18 protein-coding genes are annotated in these 22741 nt (G+C 46.4%); 9 read left to right on the top strand and 9 right to left on the bottom strand.

Translation table 11 applies throughout. The features are described 5' to 3' along the window. Positions 1–31: 31 nt before the first annotated feature. On the bottom strand, positions 32–1321 hold the full coding sequence (kynU, locus tag GTQ38_RS19075) for a kynureninase (protein ID WP_161437154.1): 1290 nt from the start codon (positions 1319–1321) through the stop codon (positions 32–34). Between the two features lie 34 nt (positions 1322–1355). Continuing rightward, a complete protein-coding gene (locus GTQ38_RS19070) occupies positions 1356–1886 on the bottom strand; it encodes a GNAT family N-acetyltransferase (protein ID WP_238858034.1) in 531 nt (176 codons plus the stop codon). 30 nt (positions 1887–1916) lie between these two features. Between GTQ38_RS19070 and GTQ38_RS19065 the strand changes: the two genes are divergently transcribed. Continuing rightward, on the top strand, positions 1917–2558 hold the full coding sequence (locus tag GTQ38_RS19065; protein ID WP_161437153.1) for an O-methyltransferase: 642 nt from the start codon (positions 1917–1919) through the stop codon (positions 2556–2558). Here GTQ38_RS19065 and GTQ38_RS19060 read toward each other — a convergent pair. The 6 genes from GTQ38_RS19060 to GTQ38_RS19035 form a co-directional block, all read right to left on the bottom strand. Beyond that, the gene (locus GTQ38_RS19060) at positions 2536–3096 is read right to left on the bottom strand and encodes a phosphatase PAP2 family protein (protein WP_161437152.1); all 561 of its coding nucleotides are present in this window, start codon (positions 3094–3096) and stop codon (positions 2536–2538) included. The two genes, GTQ38_RS19065 and GTQ38_RS19060, sit on opposite strands and share 23 nt — an antisense overlap. 11 nt (positions 3097–3107) lie before the next feature. Further along, positions 3108–3389, bottom strand: a complete 282-nt coding sequence (locus GTQ38_RS19055) for a Sec-independent protein translocase subunit TatA/TatB (protein ID WP_161437151.1) — start codon at positions 3387–3389, stop codon at positions 3108–3110. Positions 3390–3470: 81 nt separating this feature from the next. After that, entirely contained in the window at positions 3471–5780 is a 2310-nt protein-coding gene (locus GTQ38_RS19050) for a M1 family metallopeptidase (RefSeq protein ID WP_161437150.1), read from the bottom strand. A gap of 61 nt (positions 5781–5841) precedes the next feature. After that, positions 5842–6345, bottom strand: a complete 504-nt coding sequence (locus tag GTQ38_RS19045) for a DUF6702 family protein (RefSeq protein WP_161437149.1) — start codon at positions 6343–6345, stop codon at positions 5842–5844. Between the two features lie 54 nt (positions 6346–6399). Next, entirely contained in the window at positions 6400–7182 is a 783-nt protein-coding gene (locus GTQ38_RS19040) for a carboxypeptidase-like regulatory domain-containing protein (protein WP_161437148.1), read from the bottom strand. Next, positions 7169–7918 carry a carboxypeptidase-like regulatory domain-containing protein gene (locus tag GTQ38_RS19035; RefSeq protein ID WP_161437147.1) on the bottom strand — a complete coding sequence of 250 codons (750 nt, stop codon included), beginning with the start codon at positions 7916–7918 and terminating at the stop codon, positions 7169–7171. The genes GTQ38_RS19040 and GTQ38_RS19035 overlap by 14 nt, the downstream gene beginning before the upstream one ends. A gap of 292 nt (positions 7919–8210) precedes the next feature. On the opposite strand from GTQ38_RS19035, the gene GTQ38_RS19030 reads away from it, so the two are divergent. The 7 genes from GTQ38_RS19030 to GTQ38_RS21060 all read left to right on the top strand — a co-directional run bounded on the left by GTQ38_RS19030 (position 8211) and on the right by GTQ38_RS21060 (position 20483). Beyond that, positions 8211–12314, top strand: a complete 4104-nt coding sequence (locus GTQ38_RS19030; protein ID WP_161437146.1) for a beta strand repeat-containing protein — start codon at positions 8211–8213, stop codon at positions 12312–12314. 11 nt (positions 12315–12325) lie between these two features. Then, entirely contained in the window at positions 12326–13480 is a 1155-nt protein-coding gene (locus GTQ38_RS19025; protein ID WP_161437145.1) for a gliding motility-associated C-terminal domain-containing protein, read from the top strand. Positions 13481–13645: 165 nt separating this feature from the next. Continuing rightward, positions 13646–17290 (top strand): collagen-like domain-containing protein, encoded by a 3645-nt coding sequence (locus tag GTQ38_RS19020; RefSeq protein WP_161437144.1) that lies wholly within the window; start codon positions 13646–13648, stop codon positions 17288–17290. A 7-nt stretch (positions 17291–17297) separates the two neighbouring features. After that, the gene (locus GTQ38_RS19015; RefSeq protein WP_161437143.1) at positions 17298–18455 is read left to right on the top strand and encodes a gliding motility-associated C-terminal domain-containing protein; all 1158 of its coding nucleotides are present in this window, start codon (positions 17298–17300) and stop codon (positions 18453–18455) included. A 193-nt stretch (positions 18456–18648) separates the two neighbouring features. Continuing rightward, positions 18649–19383, top strand: coding sequence for a M15 family metallopeptidase (locus GTQ38_RS19010; protein ID WP_161437142.1), 735 nt, complete (start codon positions 18649–18651; stop codon positions 19381–19383). Between the two features lie 41 nt (positions 19384–19424). Then, the gene (locus tag GTQ38_RS19005) at positions 19425–20189 is read left to right on the top strand and encodes a M48 family metalloprotease (RefSeq protein WP_161437141.1); all 765 of its coding nucleotides are present in this window, start codon (positions 19425–19427) and stop codon (positions 20187–20189) included. Positions 20190–20315: 126 nt separating this feature from the next. Further along, positions 20316–20483, top strand: a complete 168-nt coding sequence (locus tag GTQ38_RS21060) for a DUF6747 family protein (RefSeq protein ID WP_238858033.1) — start codon at positions 20316–20318, stop codon at positions 20481–20483. A 109-nt stretch (positions 20484–20592) separates the two neighbouring features. On the opposite strand, the gene GTQ38_RS19000 is transcribed toward GTQ38_RS21060, so the two are convergent. Next, positions 20593–20982, bottom strand: a complete 390-nt coding sequence (locus GTQ38_RS19000) for an ankyrin repeat domain-containing protein (protein ID WP_161437140.1) — start codon at positions 20980–20982, stop codon at positions 20593–20595. Between the two features lie 233 nt (positions 20983–21215). Between GTQ38_RS19000 and gpmI the strand changes: the two genes are divergently transcribed. After that, positions 21216–22733, top strand: coding sequence for a 2,3-bisphosphoglycerate-independent phosphoglycerate mutase (gene gpmI / locus GTQ38_RS18995; RefSeq protein WP_161437139.1), 1518 nt, complete (start codon positions 21216–21218; stop codon positions 22731–22733). Positions 22734–22741 lie beyond the last annotated feature (8 nt).

Raw genomic sequence — 22741 nt, 5'->3', positions numbered from 1 at the left:
GAAACGGAGCCTGGTATCAGGATCCCGTTGGCTATCCCAAACTATCAACAGTAGACAGCTTCAGGATTCCCTCCTTCAGGATCTGGCCAAATTGGTACATATCCTCATAGCTGCAGTAAAAAGGTGCAGGTGCAAGCCGGATCACATTGGGTTCCCTCCAGTCTACAATTACTCCGTTTTTCATGAGGTAATCAAACAACGGCCTTCCCTGCCCATGAAGCAGCACGGACAACTGACAGCCTCTTTCTTCCGGGGTGATGACTTCAAAAGAACCAGAAACGGTCTCGGCGACTTCCCCCAAAATGAATTCAAGATAGGCCACGATCTTTTTCCGCTTTTCAATGAGTGCGGGCATTCCTACTTCCTCGAACAGCTTCAGCGATGCCAAATAAGGTGCCAGGGCCAGTACCGGAGGGTTACTGATCTGCCAGGCATCTGCATTGGAAATAGGTTCAAATTCCGGTTTCATCATAAATCGGGAAGCCTTCTCAGTACCCCACCAGCCCTCAAACCGTTGAATATCTTTTTTCCCCAGATGATCTTCATGTACAAAGATGCCCGAGGCATTTCCCGGACCGCTATTCATGTATTTGTAACTACACCAGGCGGCAAAATCCGCACCCCAATCATGCAGTGAAAGGGATATATTGCCAACTGCATGAGCCAGGTCCCATCCTACCGCGGCACCCACGGATTTACCCGCTTTGGTAATGGCCTCCATATCGAAGACCTGGCCGTTGTAGTAATTTACTCCGCCTATCAGTACCAGGGCTAACTCATCCCCAGCTTCCAGGATTTTGTCTATCACGTCCTGGGTGCGCCAAAAATGCTCTCCTTCGCGCTTTCTAACCTCTATGAGGGCATGCTCCGGATCCAGGCCATGATGCCTTAACTGACTCTTAAGCATATATTGGTCTGAAGGAAAGGCCTTTTCTTCACAAAGGATCTTAAAACGCTTGTTGTCTGGCCTGTAAAAAGATACCATTAGCAGGTGAAGATTTACGGTGAGCGTATTCATAACGGAGACCTCGGAGGTCTTCGCTCCTACCACTTTAGCCAGAGGAGCAGCCAGCCTTTCATGATAATCCCACCAGGGTTTTTCCGCATAAAAATGCCCTTCCACCGCCAGTTCCCGCCAGTCCTTCATGATCTCATCAACATAGTCCTTACTGATCTTGGGTTGCAGACCCAGGGAATTACCGGTAAAGTAGATGACCTGCTTACCCCCCACCTTAGGAAAATGAAACTGCTCGCGGTAAACCCTTAACGGATCATTTTGGTCTAAGTCCTGAGCAAAATCCAGTTCATTTCGAAATTGCATAGTAGTGTTTTGTTCAAAATTACGATTTAGTGTGCTATTTAGCCCGATCGGACTGTGAATCGCGGTTCTCATCTGAGATGCGCATCTCCAGCAATGCACTTTCGAAACCTACCTTTTCATAAGCCCTTACCGCAGGCAAATTACCCGGATAAACCGTAAGTCTTACCTCCTGTAACCCTTTTAACCGGGCCCATTCTACCAAAGCGTTAATGATCAGGCGATTTACTCCTTTACCCCTGTACTCGGGTACGGTGTACATAAATCCCAAATAGGCATAAGTATCGTGATCCAGGTAGGATCTGGCCTCTTTCTCTTTGGCGTATCCCGAACTAATGATCTTCCCCTGGTGTTCTGCCACTATCAGCTCTACCTCCGGATCTGTTATAAAGTCTTTAATACTGTAATAACTGACCGGGTCATCCTTAATTGTACTGTCAAAAGGCCTCTCCGCCTTGATGAGTTCCTGCTCAAAACCCAAAAGCACTTCCAGGTCTTCCAACACCGCATTTCTCAAGCTAATTCCTTCCATAGCAGTACGACTAGAGATACCTTCCGAAGGTAGCATATAATTCTATATTTTTACTCAAAAAAACAGATGCATTTTCTTTCCGCCGCTCTGGAAACTTACATCACCGAGCATTCCGAAGAAGAACCCGAATTACTTCGGCAACTTACCCGGGAAACCCATCTTAAGGTGCTGCGTCCCAGGATGATAACCGGTCATTTCCAAGGGAGGGTTCTCAGCATGTTATCCAAGATCATCCAACCAAAATACATTCTGGAAATAGGCACATATACGGGATATTCCGCGCTTTGTATGGCAGAAGGGCTGCAGGAAGGAGGACAACTTCACACCATTGACATTAACGAGGAACTTGAGGGGATCCAACGTAAATATATTGGCAAAAGCGAATTCGCGGATCAGATAATCCTTCATACCGGAGATGCCCTGGAAATCATCCCCGAACTGGATGTCACTTTTGACCTGGTATTTATTGATGCCGAAAAAACGAGTTACCCGGATTACTTTGAAAGCGTGCTCTCCAAAACCCGTCCGGGAGGGGTTATACTATCCGATAACGTGTTATGGTCAGGAAAGGTGGTAGAGCCTCCGGAAGAAAAAGATGCGGCCACCCGAATCCTGCAGGATTACAACAGAAGTTTGAAAGAAGATCCGAGAGTAGAAACGGTAATTTTACCGATCCGGGATGGTATTACGCTGAGTCGGGTGCGATAAATCGATTATAGATCCGGTAAAACAAGAAAGCCATCAGTAGTCCAAACCCTAAACCGCAAATGATGTCCAGGAGATAATGGACCCCGACATAGATCCTGCTATAAGCGAAAACGGCGGCCCAGATGTAAAAAAGCCAGACCCATTTGAGTTTTTTCCTTACGAAAAGTACCAGTAAAGTGACCATGCCAAAGGAAGTGGCGGCATGACCTGAAAAGAAGCTATAACTTTCAGGATCCCTTAATACCCGGATCATCCCCTCCAGGGCGGGTTCGTTATTTGGTCTTAAGCGCATGACAGATTCCTTCACCAAATGGGTAAGCAAAAGAATTACCATAATAAGGGTGATTAAGCTGACTATTTTGTACAGTGCTTGTTTTCTGTTGTGGGTGATCCCAATCAGCAGTCCGAAAAGAATATAAAAGGGAATGGAGTTAGTAATGTCGGTGGCCAACACCCAAAACGAGTCAAAACCCTCTTCTCCAAGATTGTTTAGGTAAATTAAGGTTTCTTTATCCCACTGAAGTAGTCGCTCAAGCATCAGAAGGGGTTCTATTTCCGCTTTATTGTGCCTGTAACATCATCAACATTCTTCTTTACATCATCCAGTTCCTTCTTGATATCTTCGGCAAAACTGGTATCTATGCCCTGTTTTTCAGCGCTTTTTTGGATTTCTTGTTTGATATCTTCGGTGGCATCCTTTAGCTGGCGCATTCCTTTACCGAGCCCTTTGGCAATCCCGGGGATCTTGTCTGCCCCGAAGACCATGACCACAATAAACATGATGAAGAAAATCTCAGCCCCACTGATAAATAGAAATCCTAAAAAATACATAGTACAAATATAATCAAGAATACGTGTCAAATAAAAAAGTCCTGACACCAGGCCAGGACTTTTTACTTAACCCTATGGGGTTTATTTACCTTTTATGTTCTCTTTGAACTTGTCAAAATCTGATTTTTCTTCCTTCTTGGGCCAGGCATTGTTGGTAACATCAATGTCTGCTGTTTCCGCTTTTGGGTCCACAACGATTCCGACCAACTCAGATTGGGAAGAGATAACGCGTCTTACCTCAGCGTCGTTCTTTCTCCAGATCTCAGGCGGATAGGTAACGCTTTCTGTGGTTCCGTCAGCATAGGAATACTCCACGATCAAGGGCATTGGAATTCCTCCCGGCTTATCAAAAGTAACTTCGTAGAAGTATTTGGGCTCTTTTACAGTAGCCCTTTCCTCTTCGGTCATGTTATCCATCATATAAGCGTTAAGCGTCTGAGAACTCTCTGATGGTGATTTACCTTTGAGTTCGGGATCGAAATCTTCGCTATCTTCTTCTGCCAGGTATACCAGCGGTGGCAAATCTGCTTCAGTAAGATTCCTCGCACTCATGTACTCCTCCATTTCTTTGGTTGGCTTATTCGAAACGTAGTACTTCTTAACACCTTTAACTCCTATATCCACATAATCCGTAGTATAGAACCAACCTCTCCAGTACCAGTCAAGATCTACGGCAGAGGCGTCTTCCATAGTGCGGAAAAAGTCTTCCGGCGTAGGGTGCTTGAATTTCCAGCGTTGGGCATAGGTTTTAAAGGCATGATCAAATAGCTCTTTACCCATTACCGTTTCGCGTAGGATGTTGAGCGCTGTAGCCGGTTTTCCATAAGCATTTGGCCCCAGTTGGTAAACATTCTCCGGGTTAGACATAATGGGTGCCAATCCGCTTTGATCTCCGCTCATATAAGGGACGATCTTAGAAGGCTCTCCCCTTCTAGAAGGATATTTGTTATTGGGAGCGATAACATCAGGGTTTGCATCCCCGAATTCCTGCTCTGCGATGTACTGCATAAAGGTATCCAAACCTTCATCCATCCAGCCCCACTGACGCTCGTCTGAATTAACGATCATTGGAAAGAAATTGTGGCCTACCTCGTGAATGATCACGCTGATCATACCATACTTAACACGGTCCGAATACGTTCCGTCTTCTTGAGGCCTTCCGTAATTCCAGCAAATCATGGGGTATTCCATTCCCTGGTTCTTGGCGTGAACCGATATCGCTTTGTGATAAGGGTAATCAAAAGTGTGTTCTGAATAAGTTTTCAATGTACTTGCAACCGCCTTGGTAGACAATTCCTCCCACAGTGGATTGCCTTCTTTGGGATACATGGACACTGCCATCACATCCTTATTGCCAATCTTTACCGCCTGCATATCCCAGATGAATTTTCGTGAAGTTGCAAAACCGTAATCCCGGACGTTTTGCGCCTTGAATTTCCAGGTTTTCTTTTTCTCGGAAAAGCCTTTTTCAGCAGCTTCAGCTTCCTCCTGGGTTACAATAAGAACAGGTTTGTCGTAAGACTTTTTGGCCTGATCGTATCGTTTCATCATATCCCTTGAAAATACCTCTTTCCTGTTCTGAAGAACTCCTGTAGCATCCAGAACGTGATCTGCGGGAACGGTGATATTTACTTCGTAATTTCCGAAAGGAAGTGCAAATTCACCACTTCCCCAGAACTGATGATTTTGCCATCCTTCCACGTCGCTGTAAACAGCCATTCGGGGGAAGAATTGAGCGATCACATAAGCCCTGTTCCCATCCTTGGCAAAGTACTCGTATCCGGAACGAGCACGATTCACTGTGTGATCCGGGATATTATACCACCATTTCACAGAGAAGGAAACCTGAGACCCACTGCCAAGCGGAGTGGGGAGGTTAATGCGCATCATAGTCTGATTGATGGTGTAAGATAAAGGTTTGCCGTTGGCATCCTTCACCCATTCAATATTAAATCCACCGTCAAAAGTTTCAGTTAAATACTGATTAGTGAAGGTGCTGGTCCTATAGGCAAGAGGTACACCGCCTCCGTTTCTCAAGGGCGATTTTGAATCCTTTGCCCGGACATTCTGGTCCAGCTGTACCCAGAGAAATTCCAGGTCGTCTGGTGAGTTGTTATAATAGGTAATAGTCTCTTCTCCATAGAGCTTGGCATTTTTGTCGTCCAGCTCAATGTCCATTTTATAGTCTGCCTGTTGCTGATAGTAATCAGGGCCTGGAGCTCCTGACGCGGAACGGTAAGTGTTTGGGGTAGCAAACTCTTCATACATCTGCTTGAACCTGCTCTGGTTGTAGTGACCAGGTTCCTTTTCCTTTTCCGCCTCCTCCTGTGCGATGGCCGTGGCTCCGACAAGAAACAAAAAAGAAGCAAAGAAATACTTGATTCTGTTCATTTTTATCTTAATTTTTAGTCGCCGAAAAGTAGCGTTTTTTTTAATGATCTGTTAAAGAATGCTATAAGTTTAACATTCCTTTATTATTCTCCCGAATCAGGACAAAACTCTTTTTTATTCCGTTGATTTTGAAGTGTACAATATTTTGCTGTTCGTCAAAAAGATCCGTCAACACCTCATTTTGAATTTGTATTGATTTTACCTTATCAAATTCCAGTTTGGGGAGTTCCAGGTAACAGATCATTACGTCGTCATCATACTGTTTTCCGAGGTAGGTATACGCCCTGTTTTCCCCGTTTATTTCTATGGCAAATTTCGCCCTCAGGTATTTTTCAATATACTGCTCTGCCAATTCATCTTCATCAGCTGTGGCCAGGTTCATTTTCACGCCATATCGCTCTTCGATCACCTGTTCAAAATCATCAACAAATATCCTCGTGGTTATCTGCAGGGCATCTTCCTTTTCCGAATAGTTGACATTGGTAACGCTCACATAGAACTTGTGCGCGCTAAAGGCCAGCAACGGTATTACGAGCAATAGCAGTGATTTTTTGAGAAAACCCATGATTAAGTGCATTTTTGGTAGGCAAAAATATACAAATGGCATGCCAAAAAGAAGTCAATCCAGCGCATTGTTCTTTCGGTAGGCTGTGCTCTTCTTTTTTAAAAACTCCCATATCTTAAGACGATCATGAGTGTCTACCACCCCACTAAAACTGGAATCCACCTCGCAGTAATACATGAAATCCTCAATCTTTTCCTTTGGGATCAGCAATTCCTGAACAAACAGGGAGTCTACATAAAAATTGCGGACCCGCCCCGTTCTGGCATATATTTCGTCTCTTGCCAGGCGTTTTTTGAGCATTTTGGTGCGCCCGGTAATGGCGTTCAGAATAGGATTTAAAGGTACTATACCCCCTCCGGTAGTAGCCTCATTCAGCATTCTCTCGCTCTGTGTCCAATCCCGGGCATAGGCATTTGGCAGGCCCAGGGTAGATGCCGTAACCACCGGATCTGTTTTAAGATTTTGCATATCCCTGGCAATATCCCCTGAAAGGTCGTAGGGCCTTACCACTACCTCATCCAACTCATTCACGAACTGTTCGAGCGAAACCACCATACCTTTGCTCTCCAAAATGGAGGCGGTGATCACCAATTGTTTCTTTTTGTACTGAACCGCAGAAAAGCGGATAGTATCGTTCAATCTGACGGAAATACTAAAATTTCCGTTGGCATCCGTTATAGTGGCCTTGTTAGATGTAATGTTCATCACGTGAACATCCTGAATTATTTTACCCTGGTGCCTGACGCTTCCCTCCAGGCTACGTCGAAATTCGTTCTGCGCCAGTGCAGGGATAGAAGTAAGTAAGAATAAAAGAAGAAATAATCTATTCTTTGGCATTCCGCTCCTTTAGGTAGGACTTGCTCTGGGTGACCAGAAAATCGATCAACTGAAATTCGTTGTCCTTTTTTAAAAGGGTTTGAGAAGGGATATTGTTGTCACAATACAACAAAAAATCATCGATATTGTCTTGTGGGATCCTTAGGTCCAAAACAAAAAATTCGTCGTCATAAACCTGCCTGAGTACTTCACTGATCTTCAGGGGAGATCTGGCATCTTCCTCTCCTTTGTCCTTAGACATAAAGAGGGCTTTGAAAATATTTACAAAATTGACTCCATCCTGCATACCGCGCACCGTAGGATCTAAAGCCACGTTAACCACTTCCGTGGTTTGATCCGTCTCGTATTCGTATTGCTTGAACTCCTCATTCTGCAATTCGAGGAATTTCTTTTGATTTTCGGGACTCACTGTCACCTCGTCCAGTTCCGTCACCTTTTCGTTGACTTCTACGACCAGCCTGTTGTTCTCCAGGATCACATCGGTGATCTTGATCAATTGGATCTGATAGTTTACGGCTGTAAAAACCAATTCATCATCCACCTTAACCGAAATGGCAAACTCTCCGTTATCGTTGGTAATGGTAGCCCTTTGAGAGGTGGTGTTGATCACATTTTCATTGGCAACCGGACTATTTCGGTACATTACCTGGCCCCGGAGGATCCTTCTGTCTTCCTGTTGTGCCAATATTCCGGTAAGCGAGAGTGAAAAAAAGAAAATGAGCAATCGTGTTTTCATAAGCGTTCGGTTGAGCTCGAGGTATCTTAAAGATACTATAAAGAAACAGGAACTTGACTTCATAAAAAAATTTGACGGCATTAAACTTATGTTAATGTAAGCATCTAACACCCTGCTTAGAAAGGGCTAAAATAGAGCAGAATACCGGCTTGAATGCCTTTACTTCAACTACTTAGGTATATTTGTAGTCTTTTATCCCATAAAAGCGTATTTAAAAGCATAAACTTAGAGATGTAGCGATATAATTCTATTTTTGTCAGTCCTGTTACCCAAAAACATAAAGCGTATCGCCATGAGAACAAAACTCCTCTGCGCCCTGGTTGGATTTTGCTTTTCCAGTGTGCTCACAAGCCAGATCAAGATTGGAGACAACCCCCAGAACATCAACGCTAATTCGGTGCTGGAACTGGAAAGTTCTAGCAGAGTTCTGGTCATTTCGAGAATGAGCGAACAACAGATGAACAGTATCACTCCCTTAGCTGGAGCCATGGTATATAACAACGATGCCGGCTGCGTTTTCTACTACACCGGTTCGGCCTGGGTTAATTTATGCGATTCGCTTCAATTACAGTTTACAACGGATCCCATCGTAAATCCGATAGAGACTATTGTGATCACAGAGAACGGGGACACGGTTAACTTTGAGGTGGGGCAGATTGAGGGTGCTAATATTGTGGATTTCAGTATTAACAGCGATGATATACAAAACAATTCCATAGACTCCGATAAGCTGGCACCGGACTCCGTGGGCAGCGAGGAATTACAGGATAATACCATTACGGATGCTGAGATCGATTACAACCTGGTAACCCTGGCGGATTTCTTTAACGATGCAGGATACATTACCTCAGCGGATATTATTAGTGGGGATACCGGTAATGATCTTATAGCCGGAACAGACAACGGGGTGTTTTTCGACTCAGAAGCCCTGGAACTGGCTATTCAGGCGAACACCAACGCCATAGCTGCAGATGCCGACACCAATGTTGGTAACGAGTTACAGGATCTTTCCATAGTTGGGGATCAGTTATCCATAACAGGCGGTAACACAGTTACCATACCCACGGCAGATGGCTCTGATACGGTGATCCAGGCGGGGACCGATATAGACGTTCAGGGTTCCGGGACAGGAGTAGACCCTTACATCATCACAAATACCTTTACCGAAGCAGACGGTAGTACTTTGAACGAAATTCAGAACATCAACGAAGTACTTAATGACGGGAACAATGCCGGAGGACTGCAGATCAAAAATATCGGGACCCCAACGGATCCTGCGGACGCAGCGACCAAGGCCTATGTAGACGCCAGTGCGGGAGGAGGAGGCGATCCTACAGATGAACTGATCACCAGTGGCCAGGTGATCGGTACCGATCTGGTCATAAACGAAGGGAATCCGAACAACCAGACCATCATTGACGTCAGCGACCTGATATCTAACGGTTCTGAGACCATAATAAATGACAGTCCCACGGTAACGGTAGCAGGAACTGGAACAGCATTGGATCCCTATTTGCTTACCAGTACAGGAGGGGCGGATGGCTCGGAAACCATAATCAATGACAGTCCTACCGTAACCGTAGCCGGTACAGGAACAGCACTGGATCCCTATTTGCTTACCAGTACAGGAGGAGCAGATGGCTCTGAGACCATCATCAACGATAGTCCTACAGTGACCGTAGCAGGGACAGGAACAGCACTGGATCCCTATTTGCTTACCAGTACAGGAGGAGCAGATGGGTCTGAGACCATTATCAACGATAGCCCAACAGTAACCGTAGCAGGGACAGGGACCACGCTCGATCCCTATGTTTTAACCAGTACGGGAGGGGCGGATGGCTCGGAAACAATAATAAACGACAGTCCGACAGTAACTGTCACAGGAGCAGGAACCACCCTGGATCCCTATGTATTGAACAGTCCGGATACCTCGGATGGCTCGGAAACCATTGTTACCGGAAGTGCTTCCGTGGGTGTCGCCGGGATGGGAACATTGACAGATCCGTATGTGCTTACCAGTATGCCCAGTGTACAATCAGGAGCCACATTAGTAGGAAACGGTACTTTCGCCAACCCGCTTGACGTGGCGGATGATGGAATTACAACAATTAAGATATTAGACAATAACGTAACACCAGCGAAAATAGCTGAGGGAACCAACGGGCAAGTATTAACCACAGACGCTGCCGGAGATGTCATCTGGGCTGACCCGGTTTCCGGAGCAGTTACTACAGGAACCACCATTGATGGGGATGGTAGTGCGGGAGCACCACTTGAACTGGCAGACGATGCGGTGACTACAGTCAAGATCTTGGACAATAACGTAACACCCGCAAAAATAGCAGAAGGAACCGACGGACAGGTTTTGACTACCGATGCCGCAGGAGATGTGATCTGGGCTGACCCGGTTTCCGGAGCAGTTACTACAGCAACCACCATTGACGGTGACGGAAGTGTGGGAGCGCCGCTCGATCTGGCAGACGATGCTGTTACAACGGTCAAGATTTTGGATGACAATGTTACGCCGGCGAAAATAGCTGAGGGAACTGACGGACAGGTGCTGACTACGGATGCTGCAGGAGATGTAATCTGGGCAGATCCCACAGGGGGAACGGTCTCTACCGGAACTACGATTGACGGGGATGGAAGCGCAGGAACTCCCCTGGAATTGGCAGATGACGCGGTTACCACCATAAAGATACTGGACGATAACGTTACTCCGGCAAAAATAGAAGAAGGTACGAACGGACAGGTATTGACTACCGATGTTTCAGGAGATGTTATCTGGGCGGATCCTTCGGGAGGGGTCATTGGAACAACCGGAGGCATCTTCTTTGCCGACGACGTTACAGGTGCGGCTACAGAAGTAAGTACAAGCCTTAAATGGGATATCACTAAAAGGTTTGGAACAGGGCAGCTCCAGGTAGGATTAGATGGCGGTCCTGAAAACAACATAGCGAAAGTGCATATCATGGAAGACCGCGATGGCCTGGTTGCCCATCCAATTATGATCCAAAATGAATCCGGAGACGGAGTTACAGGTTCCGCTGTGGGTATTTTATTTGCAGTGGATGAATTAAACAGTTTTGGCAAGGGTAGTTTGGTATATGAAAGAACCCTTCCTACTCCTGGCTTTGCAAGAGGAGATTTTCATTTTTTACAAAATCAGGTTGCAGATTTTAGCGAACCTGATCTGGGAGACGCCGTAATGACCATTCAAAACAATGGCGAGGTAGGCATTGGCATTACTGATCCGACCTCATTGCTCCATGTAAATGGGGATTTGAGAGTGATCAACGAATTCCGGGATACTGATGGGGATGCCGGTACGGCCGGACAAGTATTGAGTTCAACCGGTACGGGCACCAATTGGGTTGCTGCCGGAGGTGGCGGAGCACCCCCAACGGATACGGATACGGACGACGGCCTTACAGATTATAGTGCTACAGTAGGTTATGATATCAATGTGGACGATACTACCATTGAGATCAATGCAGATGCTCTCCAGGTTAAGGATGATGGAATAACTTCCGCAAAGATCAATGATGGAACGATCGTGGCGGCAGATCTGAACCAGATGGGTGCCACAGATGGACAGGTGTTACAATGGGTTGATGCTTCCACTGCCTGGGTGCCAACAACACCCAGCGGGGCAATTACCGGCACTACAGGAGGTGTATTCTTTGCGGATAATGCCGGAGTCCCAACGGACGACACCACTCAGCTGTTCTGGGATGCAACCAACGAAAGGCTTGGGATAGGCACTAACACCCCTTCGGACAAATTACAGGTAGTAGGAACCGTACGTTCTCAAGGTTACCTCACAATCAATGGGGGCGCTGGGGTGCCAGCTTATACCTTTGACAATAATACTTTCACTGGCATGTACCTTCAGGATGGAGCCGGTGTGCTTGCCTTTAGCACCAACGCCATAGAAGCTATGAGGATAAACACCAGTCAGGACATGGGTGTTGGTATTGATCCCGTCGAAAAATTACATGTTGATGGCAATATCAGAGCCGAAGGCGCATTTATTTCAGCAACGGGAACCATTCTGCCGCCGGATTTTGTATTTGAAACCTATTTTAACGGAAGCTCAAAGCTGGATGAGAACTACCGCTTTCTTCCTTTGGAAAAAGTTGAGGCTTTTGTCAGGACCAACAAACACCTTCCCGGGATACGATCCGCCTATGATATCATGGAAAGTGGTCAATGGGATCTTACGGAATCTTCTTTCAACAACCTGGAAAAGATCGAAGAGCTTTTTCTACATACAATAGCGCAGGAAAAAAAGATAAAAAAGCTGGAATCCGAGAATACTGCACTGGCTAAAGAACTGGAAGCTATCAAAGGTGACCTGGAGGTCATCAAAAGCCTTTTAAAGGAGCGAAAATAAGCCTGAAATTGATGAGACCTGCAATAATTCATATCGCTTTGCTTCTGGCATTTGTCTCCGGACTGAATGCCCAGACCGCTTTGTATAATACGGGTAACCTGCGGATACACTCCCAGGGGCAGATAGGCTTTCATACCAACCTTATCAACGACGGAACTATTGAAGACAATGCGGGGCTTGCCGGTTTTTACGGCTCGGCACCTCTGCAAGTCTCAGGGGCCTTTATGACAACCTTTTTTGATGCGGAGATCCTGAATGATGCCGGAGTAGACCTCAGTACTTCCATGAATATCGCTAACAATGCGAGTTTTGTGATTGGCGACTTCCGTACGCCACGTATAATGGATGCCATATCCTTGAATTTCCTGCAGAACGCCTTTGTAATTGGGGAATCCAATGCTTCCAAGGTAGACGGCTACGCCACAGTAAGTAATCAGGAAATGTTTTCTTTTCCTGTAGGGGATGGTACCGAACTCCGGTCCCTCATCCTAAACTCCGATGGGGTAAATACCCTTGCCAGATGTGCCTATTTCAGGGAGGATCCGAACAGCCCTTCAGCCTTTCCGGTTTTTAGTACAGAACTTAAACCCAGGGATATAGAAGCGGTAAGCACCTCAGAATTCTGGCGCCTTGAAGGCAGTTTACCGTCCACGGTAAGCCTTAGGTGGAACCTGAGAAGCAACCTTGTTCAGATCGGGCAGGGTGATGTGAATAGGGTAACCCTTATGGGCTGGGGCAAGGCGGCAAACCGTTGGTTAAATATCGGGGTATCTTCTGCGGTAGGAGATCTTACTGACGGTGGTCTTATTTCCCTGAGTTTCGTTCCAGACGACTATGAAGTCATCACCTTCGGAATTCGCGCTGAACCTGAAGAGTTCCTTACTCTGGACAACTACATAGTCACTCCCAACAATGACGGTATCAACGATGTTCTCGAGATCGAGGAGCTGGAAGAATCCCCCAACAACCGCATTCAAATATTTGATCGCAACGGCTTGAAAGTCTTCGAAATGACCAACTACAGGAACGAGTTTAACGGGGTTTCCAATGTAGACAATATGGTGATCAACAGGGAGGCGGGATTGCCGGAAGGAATCTATTTTTACGTGATCGTTTTAAAGGACCTGAACTTAGAATATCAGGGATTTCTATACCTGGATCGATAGGACTTTCCCATACCTCTCATCGATTAACTACCGGTTTTTCAGATCATTGGAAGGCCAACTTCATTTTACCACAAGCTAGCCCGTCTTCACAACAAATTATGGAGGATATACAAGCTATAGGTTAAATTTGAGTTTTGTAAGAAGTTTCCCAAATCTTATAAACCTATGAGCTTAAGAAAATTAGCCTTTATCGCATTGGTTTTTGCCTCTTTCAATGGGTTTGCCCAGTTGAAGATCGGTGAGAACCCTAATCGCATAGATGCGGCATCCATTATTGAGCTGGAAAGTACGAACAAAGCCTTTGTGCTCACCCGGCTGACCACTTCACAAATGAACGGCATTCGTCCGCTGAACGGTGCCCTGGTGTACAACACGGATACCGGATGTATCCACTACTACAATGGTAGCTGGGCAAACCTATGTGAAGGTTCTGCCCAAGGCAGTTTTAGCTTTAGGGATAATGGGAATGGAACTTTTACGATTTTATATTCAGACGGAACATCTTTCACGTCGTCAGACCTCACCGGCCCACAAGGTATCCAGGGTGAAAAAGGTGACAAAGGAGATCAGGGCGACCAGGGCCCACAAGGGATACAAGGTGATAAAGGAGATCAGGGCGACCAAGGCCCACAAGGGATTCAAGGTGAAAAAGGTGACCAGGGTCCTCAAGGAATTCAGGGCGAAAAAGGCGACCAGGGCGATCAAGGTCCTCAAGGAATTCAAGGTGATAAAGGTGACCAGGGCGATCAAGGTCCACAAGGAATCCAAGGCCTGAAAGGAGATCAGGGAGATCAAGGCCCACAAGGTATTCAAGGAGATAAAGGAGACCAGGGTGATCAGGGTCCGCAAGGTATTCAAGGAGATAAAGGTGACCAAGGCGACCAAGGTCCACAAGGAATTCAAGGAGATAAAGGTGACCAAGGTGATCAAGGACCTCAAGGTATTCAAGGTCTAAAAGGTGACCAGGGAGACAAAGGAGACCAAGGCGACCAGGGACCGCAAGGCATACAAGGCCTTAAAGGAGATCAAGGCGATAAAGGAGACAAGGGAGACCAGGGTGACCAAGGACTACAGGGTATTCAAGGTCTAAAAGGTGACCAGGGTGATCAAGGTCCGCAAGGGATTCAAGGTGAAAAAGGAGATCAGGGTGATCAGGGTGACCAGGGACCTCAAGGTATTCAAGGTTTGAAAGGTGACCAGGGTGATCAAGGTCCGCAAGGGATCCAAGGTCTAAAAGGAGATCAAGGCGATAAAGGAGACAAGGGAGACCAGGGCGACCAAGGTCCACAAGGTATTCAAGGAGATAAAGGAGACCAGGGTGATCAGGGTCCGCAAGGTATTCAAGGAGAAAAAGGAGACCAAGGCGACCAAGGTTTACAAGGAATTCAGGGTGAAAAAGGAGACCAGGGCGACCAGGGTCTACAAGGGATCCAGGGTGAAAAAGGAGACAAAGGTGATCAAGGAGATCAAGGTCCACAAGGAATCCAGGGAGAAAAAGGTGACCAGGGTAACCAAGGACTACAGGGTATTCAAGGTCTGAAAGGTGACCAGGGTGATCAAGGTCCACAAGGGATACAAGGCCTGAAAGGAGACCAGGGCGACCAAGGCCCACAAGGGATACAAGGTGAAAAAGGAGACCAGGGTGACCAGGGGCCTCAAGGGATCCAAGGTCTAAAAGGAGACCAGGGAGACCAAGGTCTACAAGGCATTCAGGGTGATAAAGGAGACCAGGGTGACCAGGGACCTCAAGGGATCCAGGGAGACAAAGGTGATCAAGGAGATCAAGGACTACAGGGTATCCAGGGCGAAAAAGGAGACAAGGGCGACCAGGGTCCACAAGGAATTCAAGGTGAAAAAGGAGACCAAGGCGATCAAGGCCCTCAGGGGATCCAAGGTCTAAAAGGAGACAAAGGTGACCAGGGAGACCAGGGACCACAAGGGATCCAGGGAGACAAAGGTGATCAAGGAGATCAAGGTCCTCAAGGAATCCAAGGAGAAAAAGGTGACCAGGGTGACCAGGGGCCTCAAGGGATCCAAGGTGTAAAAGGTGATCAGGGTGACCAGGGGCCTCAAGGGATCCAGGGCGAAAAAGGAGACCAGGGCGATCAAGGACTACAGGGTATCCAGGGTGAAAAAGGAGACAAAGGTGATCAAGGAGATCAGGGAATTCAAGGTGTAAAAGGAGATCAGGGTGACCAAGGTCCGCAGGGAATCCAGGGCGAAAAAGGAGATCAAGGCGACCAGGGACCTCAAGGAATCCAAGGTCTGAAAGGTGACCAGGGCGACCAGGGACCGCAAGGCATACAAGGCCTTAAAGGAGATCAAGGCGATAAAGGAGACAAGGGAGACCAGGGTGACCAAGGTCCACAGGGGATACAAGGAATCCAAGGCCTGAAAGGAGACCAGGGTGACCAAGGCCCACAAGGGATCCAGGGCGAAAAAGGTGACCAGGGTGACCAGGGACCGCAAGGGATCCAGGGAGAAAAAGGAGACCAGGGTGATCAAGGTCCGCAGGGTATCCAAGGTGAAAAAGGTGACCAGGGTGACCAAGGTCCACAAGGAATTCAAGGTGTAAAAGGAGATCAGGGTGACCAAGGTCCACAAGGTATTCAAGGAGAAAAAGGTGACCAAGGCGATCAAGGACCTCAGGGGATCCAAGGTCTAAAAGGAGACCAGGGTGACCAGGGACCACAAGGAATTCAGGGTGAAAAAGGTGACCAGGGCGACCAGGGACCGCAAGGCATACAAGGCCTGAAAGGAGACCAGGGCGACCAAGGTCTCCAAGGGATCCAGGGAGAAAAAGGAGACCAGGGCGATCAGGGTCCACAAGGTATACAAGGTGAAAAAGGAGACCAGGGTGACCAGGGGCCTCAAGGGATCCAGGGTGACAAAGGAGACCAGGGCGATCAAGGTCTCCAAGGGATCCAGGGAGAAAAAGGAGACCAGGGCGATCAGGGTCCACAAGGTATACAAGGTGAAAAAGGAGACCAGGGTGACCAGGGGCCTCAAGGGATCCAGGGTGACAAAGGAGACCAGGGCGATCAAGGACTACAGGGTATCCAGGGTGAAAAAGGAGACAAAGGTGATAAGGGCGATAAAGGGGATCCCGGAACTGATGGCACTGAGGTTTCCGGAACTGCCGGGTCCGTATTCTTTGCCGGTTCAGATGGAAAAATTACTGAAAACAACAGTCAATTGCACTGGGATGTTACCAATAACCGACTCGGAGCAGGCACCAACACCCCCTCCGAGAAAATGGATGTTAATGGTAATCTGCGTGTACGATCCCTAAGCACGGCAACTAGTTCGGACGATCTTCTGGCAGCAGACGCAAACGGGGTGCTGCAACGTTCTAAAATAAACTATGGCGGTAGATGGACGAACACGGATACCTCTACCAATCTAAACGTAAACAACACGGTCTTCCCCATCTTTGGAAGTGAAGACTACAAAGACGACGGCAACAACCTCTATCAGGTTAGCGGAAATACGCTTATCGTAAAAGAAGCCGGAAGATATGATATACGGGCAAATATCTCACTTGTAGGTATTAATTCCGGAAATAACCGCCAACGAACTAATGTAAATGCCAGGATTGCGGTCAACGGAACTGTGGTTGGGGCTCTTGGCGCCTCAGGATATATCAGGCATGCAGGTAACCACACCCAGTCCAGTATCCACGTAAGTGAAATATTGCAATTGAACGCCAACGATGTGGTCAGTATTATCGCTACCAGGGAAGCCAACTCCGGTACAGTGAATTTCAGTGGCTCAGGGGAGTCCAGCGTTATGATCAACAAGCTCCGATAATCCTCGAATGAAAAAGATCCTGTACATAGCGTTTTTTATAGCGGCCTTGCCGCTGTTTGCCCAGGAGGCCATTCACAACTACGGCCCTATGCAGATGCACGGAGATATCATGGTCGGAGTACATTCTGATTTTATAAATGATGGCGTTTTTGAGGAAAACCAGGGATTAATTGGCTTTTACAACGAATTTGATCCGCTTACCATATCCGGTAGCCTGCCAGCCATTTTTTTTGATGCGGAGATCATTGTTCCCAGGGGCCTGATCCTTGAGAACAGTATCGGGGTTACCAACAACGGAAACCTGATTGCCGGAGACATTATCACGCCTCGTTCCCACGGTTCGGTGTATTCCAACTTTTTAAACGATTCCTTTTATACCGGCGAAAGCGGAGTTTCTAAGGTAAACGGATACGCAGCGCTTTCCAATAAGGACTCTTTCGTCTTCCCGGTCGGTGAAGGTAAAAGGCTACGTCCCTTAACCATACATTCCATGGCCATTAACGCGATGGCAAAATGCGCATATTTCTTTGAAGATCCGAACAACCCAAAGGCCATTAGCGGCATATTCAATACGGAAAAGAAGGCTACTGAATTCATTTCCATAAGCGATAAGGAATTCTGGAGACTCGAAGGTGATGTACCTTCAGAAGTAACCCTGAGCTGGGATGCCTACAGCAATGTATCAGCTTTAGGAGAAAAGATTTCGGATCTCAAGGTAGTAGGCTGGAGCAAGGCGGAACAGCAATGGGTCAATCTGGGAAACACCTCTGTGGAAGGAGGGCTTGAGAAAGGATCCGTGACCTCTGCTAACTTTGTTCCAAACGATTATGAGATCCTGACCCTTGGAGGAAATGATGATAGTACAGAGACTTTTGAGACCCTTGAACTTGCTAACTATTATATGACACCCAATGGCGATGGGCAAAACGATCTGTTAGAACTGGACGGACTGGACAGATCTCCGAATAACAAACTCCAGATTTTTGACAGATATGGTGTTTTGGTATATTCCAAAGACAATTACAGGGGTGAGTTTGATGGAAAGTCGAACCGGGAAACTACCATAAAAAGGGGTTCAGGTCTCCCTGCAGGCATATACTTCTACATCATCACCTTTAACGACCTCAGGAAAAAGCATCAGGGTTATTTATATCTTTCCAATTAAAATTATCTCCCTGAGACGCTTCTGGGAAACTCCTGTGAAGGGTTGTTGCCCGTAATAATCCCTTTGTCTTAACAATCTTTGCTATTTTCAGGCTAAATTTGAACTAAGAGCGATTGCAAGTCATAAATTTTAGTTAGTGATAAAATAGACTGCTCGCCTCTTCGTTTCAATATGTAGTACCAAAACCCATCTGATGCACAGAAGATCTTTTATTCAAAAAAGCGGTTTATCCGGTCTTGGCCTTGCCTTGATCCCTTCCATTTTTAGTTTTCAGGATATTGAATACTCCGTTTTGGAGCTTATGGGAAAGGCCAATATCGATCTCTATGGGAATGGCTACCAAATGCGAAAAGAAGCGCAAGAGGCTTTTGAAGCCATGAGAAAGGCGGCCTATGGTGCCGGAATTGACATCAAACCGGTATCCAGTTTTCGCAGTTTTGCACGGCAGGCGGCTATATTCGAAAGAAAATATGAACGATACGCCATAGAAGATGGTATGAAGCCCCTGGACGCTATCGATAAGATCATAGAATACTCTACCATCCCGGGAACGAGCAGACATCATTGGGGCACGGATATCGATTTGATAGACGGTAGCAAAAAAGTAAGCGGAGACGTGTTGGTAAGCGAAAAATTTGAAGCTGGTGGGCCGTTTGAGGATTTTAAGCTTTGGATGGATGAAAACTCCAAAAAATTCGACTACTATCTGGTCTACACTGACAATCCCAAAAGGAGGGGCTTCAAGTACGAACCATGGCATTACAGTTATGCTCCACTTTCCATTCCCATGCTGGCCGCGTTCCGAAGAAAAAACATACTGCAACTCCTTGAACAGGAAGAGTTTTTGGGTAGCGAGCATTTTACTACCGGTTTCATTAAAACCTATATCCAGGACAATATTTTAGATATTAATCCAGAACTTTTATAAGCATTTTTTGTACTTTGTGTTTTACAGAACACTAACAAATTATGAGAAGAGGGAGCTGGAAGATCAGAATCTTTATCGGGCTTGCTATTGTAGCTTTCGCATTTATTCAGCGATGTAACAACAAGGAAGAGAATCCGTATACCGGCAGGGTACAGAACATCAATATGACTGCCGACCAGGAAATCGCGATCGGTTTGCAAAGCGCTCCGGAAATAGCCCAGCAGCACGGAGGATTGTATCCGGATGAGCGCCTACAGACCCTGGTAGACGCTGTGGGTAACAGATTAGTACAGCATAGCATTGCCCGCGAGACTCCTTATCGCTACGAATTTCACCTGTTAGCAGACGACCGTACTATTAATGCCTTTGCACTTCCCGGAGGGCAGATATTCATCACTTATGCCCTATTTTCAAAACTGAATGAAGCCCAGTTGGCCGGAGTATTAGGCCATGAGATCGGTCATGTGATAGGGAGGCATTCAGCAGAAAGAATTGCTGAGAGCAACTTCTGGAAGACGGTTACCATGGGTGCCACAGTAGGTGCAGACGCGGGTGGTATAGTTGGAAGCATTGGTCAAAATACCCTGTTGAAAAATGGGAGAGGTGACGAACTGGAAAGCGATGACCTCGGCATTCTCTTTATGATACAGTCCGGATATGAGCCGGAAGAGATGATCAAAGTGATGCAAATTCTAAAGGCGGCGGCAGGCCCGAACAGGGCTCCTGAATTCCAAAGTACCCATCCTGATCCGGATAACAGGATCCAAAAAATACGAGAATCCATCAAAAGATACCGGGGTCAATAGGCAGATATAATCGTTCAGCTACCTAGGTTATCCCCTTTTTTTTCGTATCTTTGACGATATTCCAAATCTTCATACGCCCCTGATTTAACCCTTATAGCTTTTTTAATTTATTTAAAGAATACTATAATGGGAACACTTACACATTTTAAAAACCTTTACACGGATGCTTTTGACAATTGCAAGCCGGAGATCGCTGTGATTATCTTAAAAGTATATTCTGTATTCTGTGCGTTAATGCTTTTAATGGCTGTATATGCCTTTATGGACAGGGCATTGAACGGATTTGAATTTTAGTTATTTTGAATTATTTACTCTTTTGCTTGAACACTATAGGATGTAAATAGCCAAAAATAAAACCCTGACGGTACCGTCAGGGTTTTTTGATTGATGAGCAAACCCCCTGTCAACTCTTCATAGCATTTTCTATCACTGCAAGGGCATCTTTAGCCCCGGAAAGCTCAGCGTGTTTTTTAGCTGTAAAGCCCTTGTCGCACTTTGCTTTCAGATCAGCACCATTGGCGATCAGTAATTCCAAAATTTCAGCTTTGTTGTAACGAGCGGCAAAAATGGCAGGACTCATCCCCAGGGATTTTTTATTGACGTCCTCTCCAAGTTCTATCATTCGTTTTACGGTGTCATAGTCTCCTTGCATAATAGCTTTGCAAAAAGAACTAGGTGCTAAAGGTTTCAGGGCTTCAGTAATTACAGCTTGCTCATTTTCTGTTCTGTTCTCGGCGTAAACACCGCTAACCGCCAGGAGAAAAGCGGCAGCAATCAGGATTGTTTTTCTCATGATGAATAAGATTTAATTGATGAATAGATTTTGATTATATAAATATAGACGCCATCTATTCGATTTTGTTTCACTATTAACAGTTAAATAACTAAAGTTTAACAAAATCCCCTTTCCAAACGTTAATTCCTTTAACAAGCCAAAAAATCGCAAAACCCTTTAAAAAAAAGGGCTTAAGAATAATTGCTTATCCTGAGGAATCACAGTATTTTTGATTTCCGCAAAATTTCATTATGAATAAAAAAGTTCTGTTGATGATCCTTGACGGATGGGGAAAGTCTCCTAATCCTGAAGTATCTGCCATCGCTCAGGCAAACACCCCTTTTGTCGATTCCCTCTATACAAAATACCCTAATGCAGATCTGCTGACGGACGGAATGAATGTAGGCCTCCCTGAGGGGCAAATGGGAAACAGTGAAGTTGGCCATATGAATCTCGGGGCCGGTAGGATAGTCTACCAGGACCTCGCTAAAATAAACATTGCTGTTAAAGAGAATACGCTAAAAGACGAGGCCGTGCTTCAGCAGGCTTTTGCCTATGCCAGGCAGCAGGATAAGCCGGTACATTTCTTAGGATTGGTTAGTGATGGAGGAGTACACAGCCATATTAACCATCTTAAAGGACTTATTGCGGCTGCGGAGAAGTCCGGGGTATCCAGATCCTTTGTACATGCTTTTACTGATGGCCGGGACGTGGATCCGAAAAGCGGAAAGGCCTTTCTGGAAGAGCTGGAGGCCTACTGTGAGGACAAAAACACTGAGATCGCCAGCATAGTTGGCCGCTATTACGCCATGGACCGGGACAAGCGATGGGAGCGGGTGGCAGAAGCATATCATCTGTTGGTCAATGGAAAGGGTGAGAAATCCGACAACCTATCCAAGGCGGTTGAAAAGAGCTATGACTCCGGAGTTACGGATGAATTCATCAAACCCATTGTATTAACGGATAGCGAGGATTCACCTCGTGCTACTATCGGAAATGGGGATGTGGTTATATTCTTTAACTTCCGTACAGATCGCGGTAGGGAACTTACTCAGGTACTTAGCCAGCAGGACTTCCACGAATACAATATGCACCAACTGGACCTTTACTATGTGACCCTCACAAATTACGACGATACTTTTACCGGAGTAAAAGTGGTTTACGAAAAGGAGAACCTGGAGCAAACCCTTGGAGAGGTATTGGCCGCTGAGGGGAAAAAACAGATACGGATCGCGGAGACTGAAAAATACCCGCATGTGACCTTCTTTTTTAATGGCGGTCGTGAAACTCCCTTCGATGGTGAAGAACGCATCCTTTGTCCTTCCCCCAAAGTAGCTACCTACGATCTAAAACCCGAAATGAGCGCCTACGAGATCAGGGATGCCATTGTTCCGGAGCTGGAAAAGGAATCCGCTGACTTTGTTTGCCTGAATTTTGCCAACCCTGATATGGTGGGCCATACTGGTGATATGCAAGCGGCAATCAAGGCATGTGAAACAGTGGACAGCTGCGCGGAAAAGGTAATCACCACGGGATTGGAGCATGGATATGCAACAATTTTAATTGCGGATCACGGTAATTGCGATACGATGATCAACCCGGATGGCAGCCCGAATACGGCTCATACCACTAACCCGGTTCCGTTGATCATTGTGGATGAAGATATCCAAACCGTGAGAGATGGGGTTCTGGGAGATATCGCTCCGACCATTCTCAAACTGATGGGCGTACCACAGCCCGAGCTGATGACCCAAAAGCCGCTGATTTAGAAACTGGT

Source organism: Poritiphilus flavus (assembly GCF_009901585.1).
GTDB classification, from domain to species: Bacteria; Bacteroidota; Bacteroidia; order Flavobacteriales; family Flavobacteriaceae; genus Poritiphilus; species Poritiphilus flavus.
The sequence above is the reverse complement of the archived record's forward strand: the minus strand, read 5'-3'. Positions and strand labels throughout refer to the sequence as shown.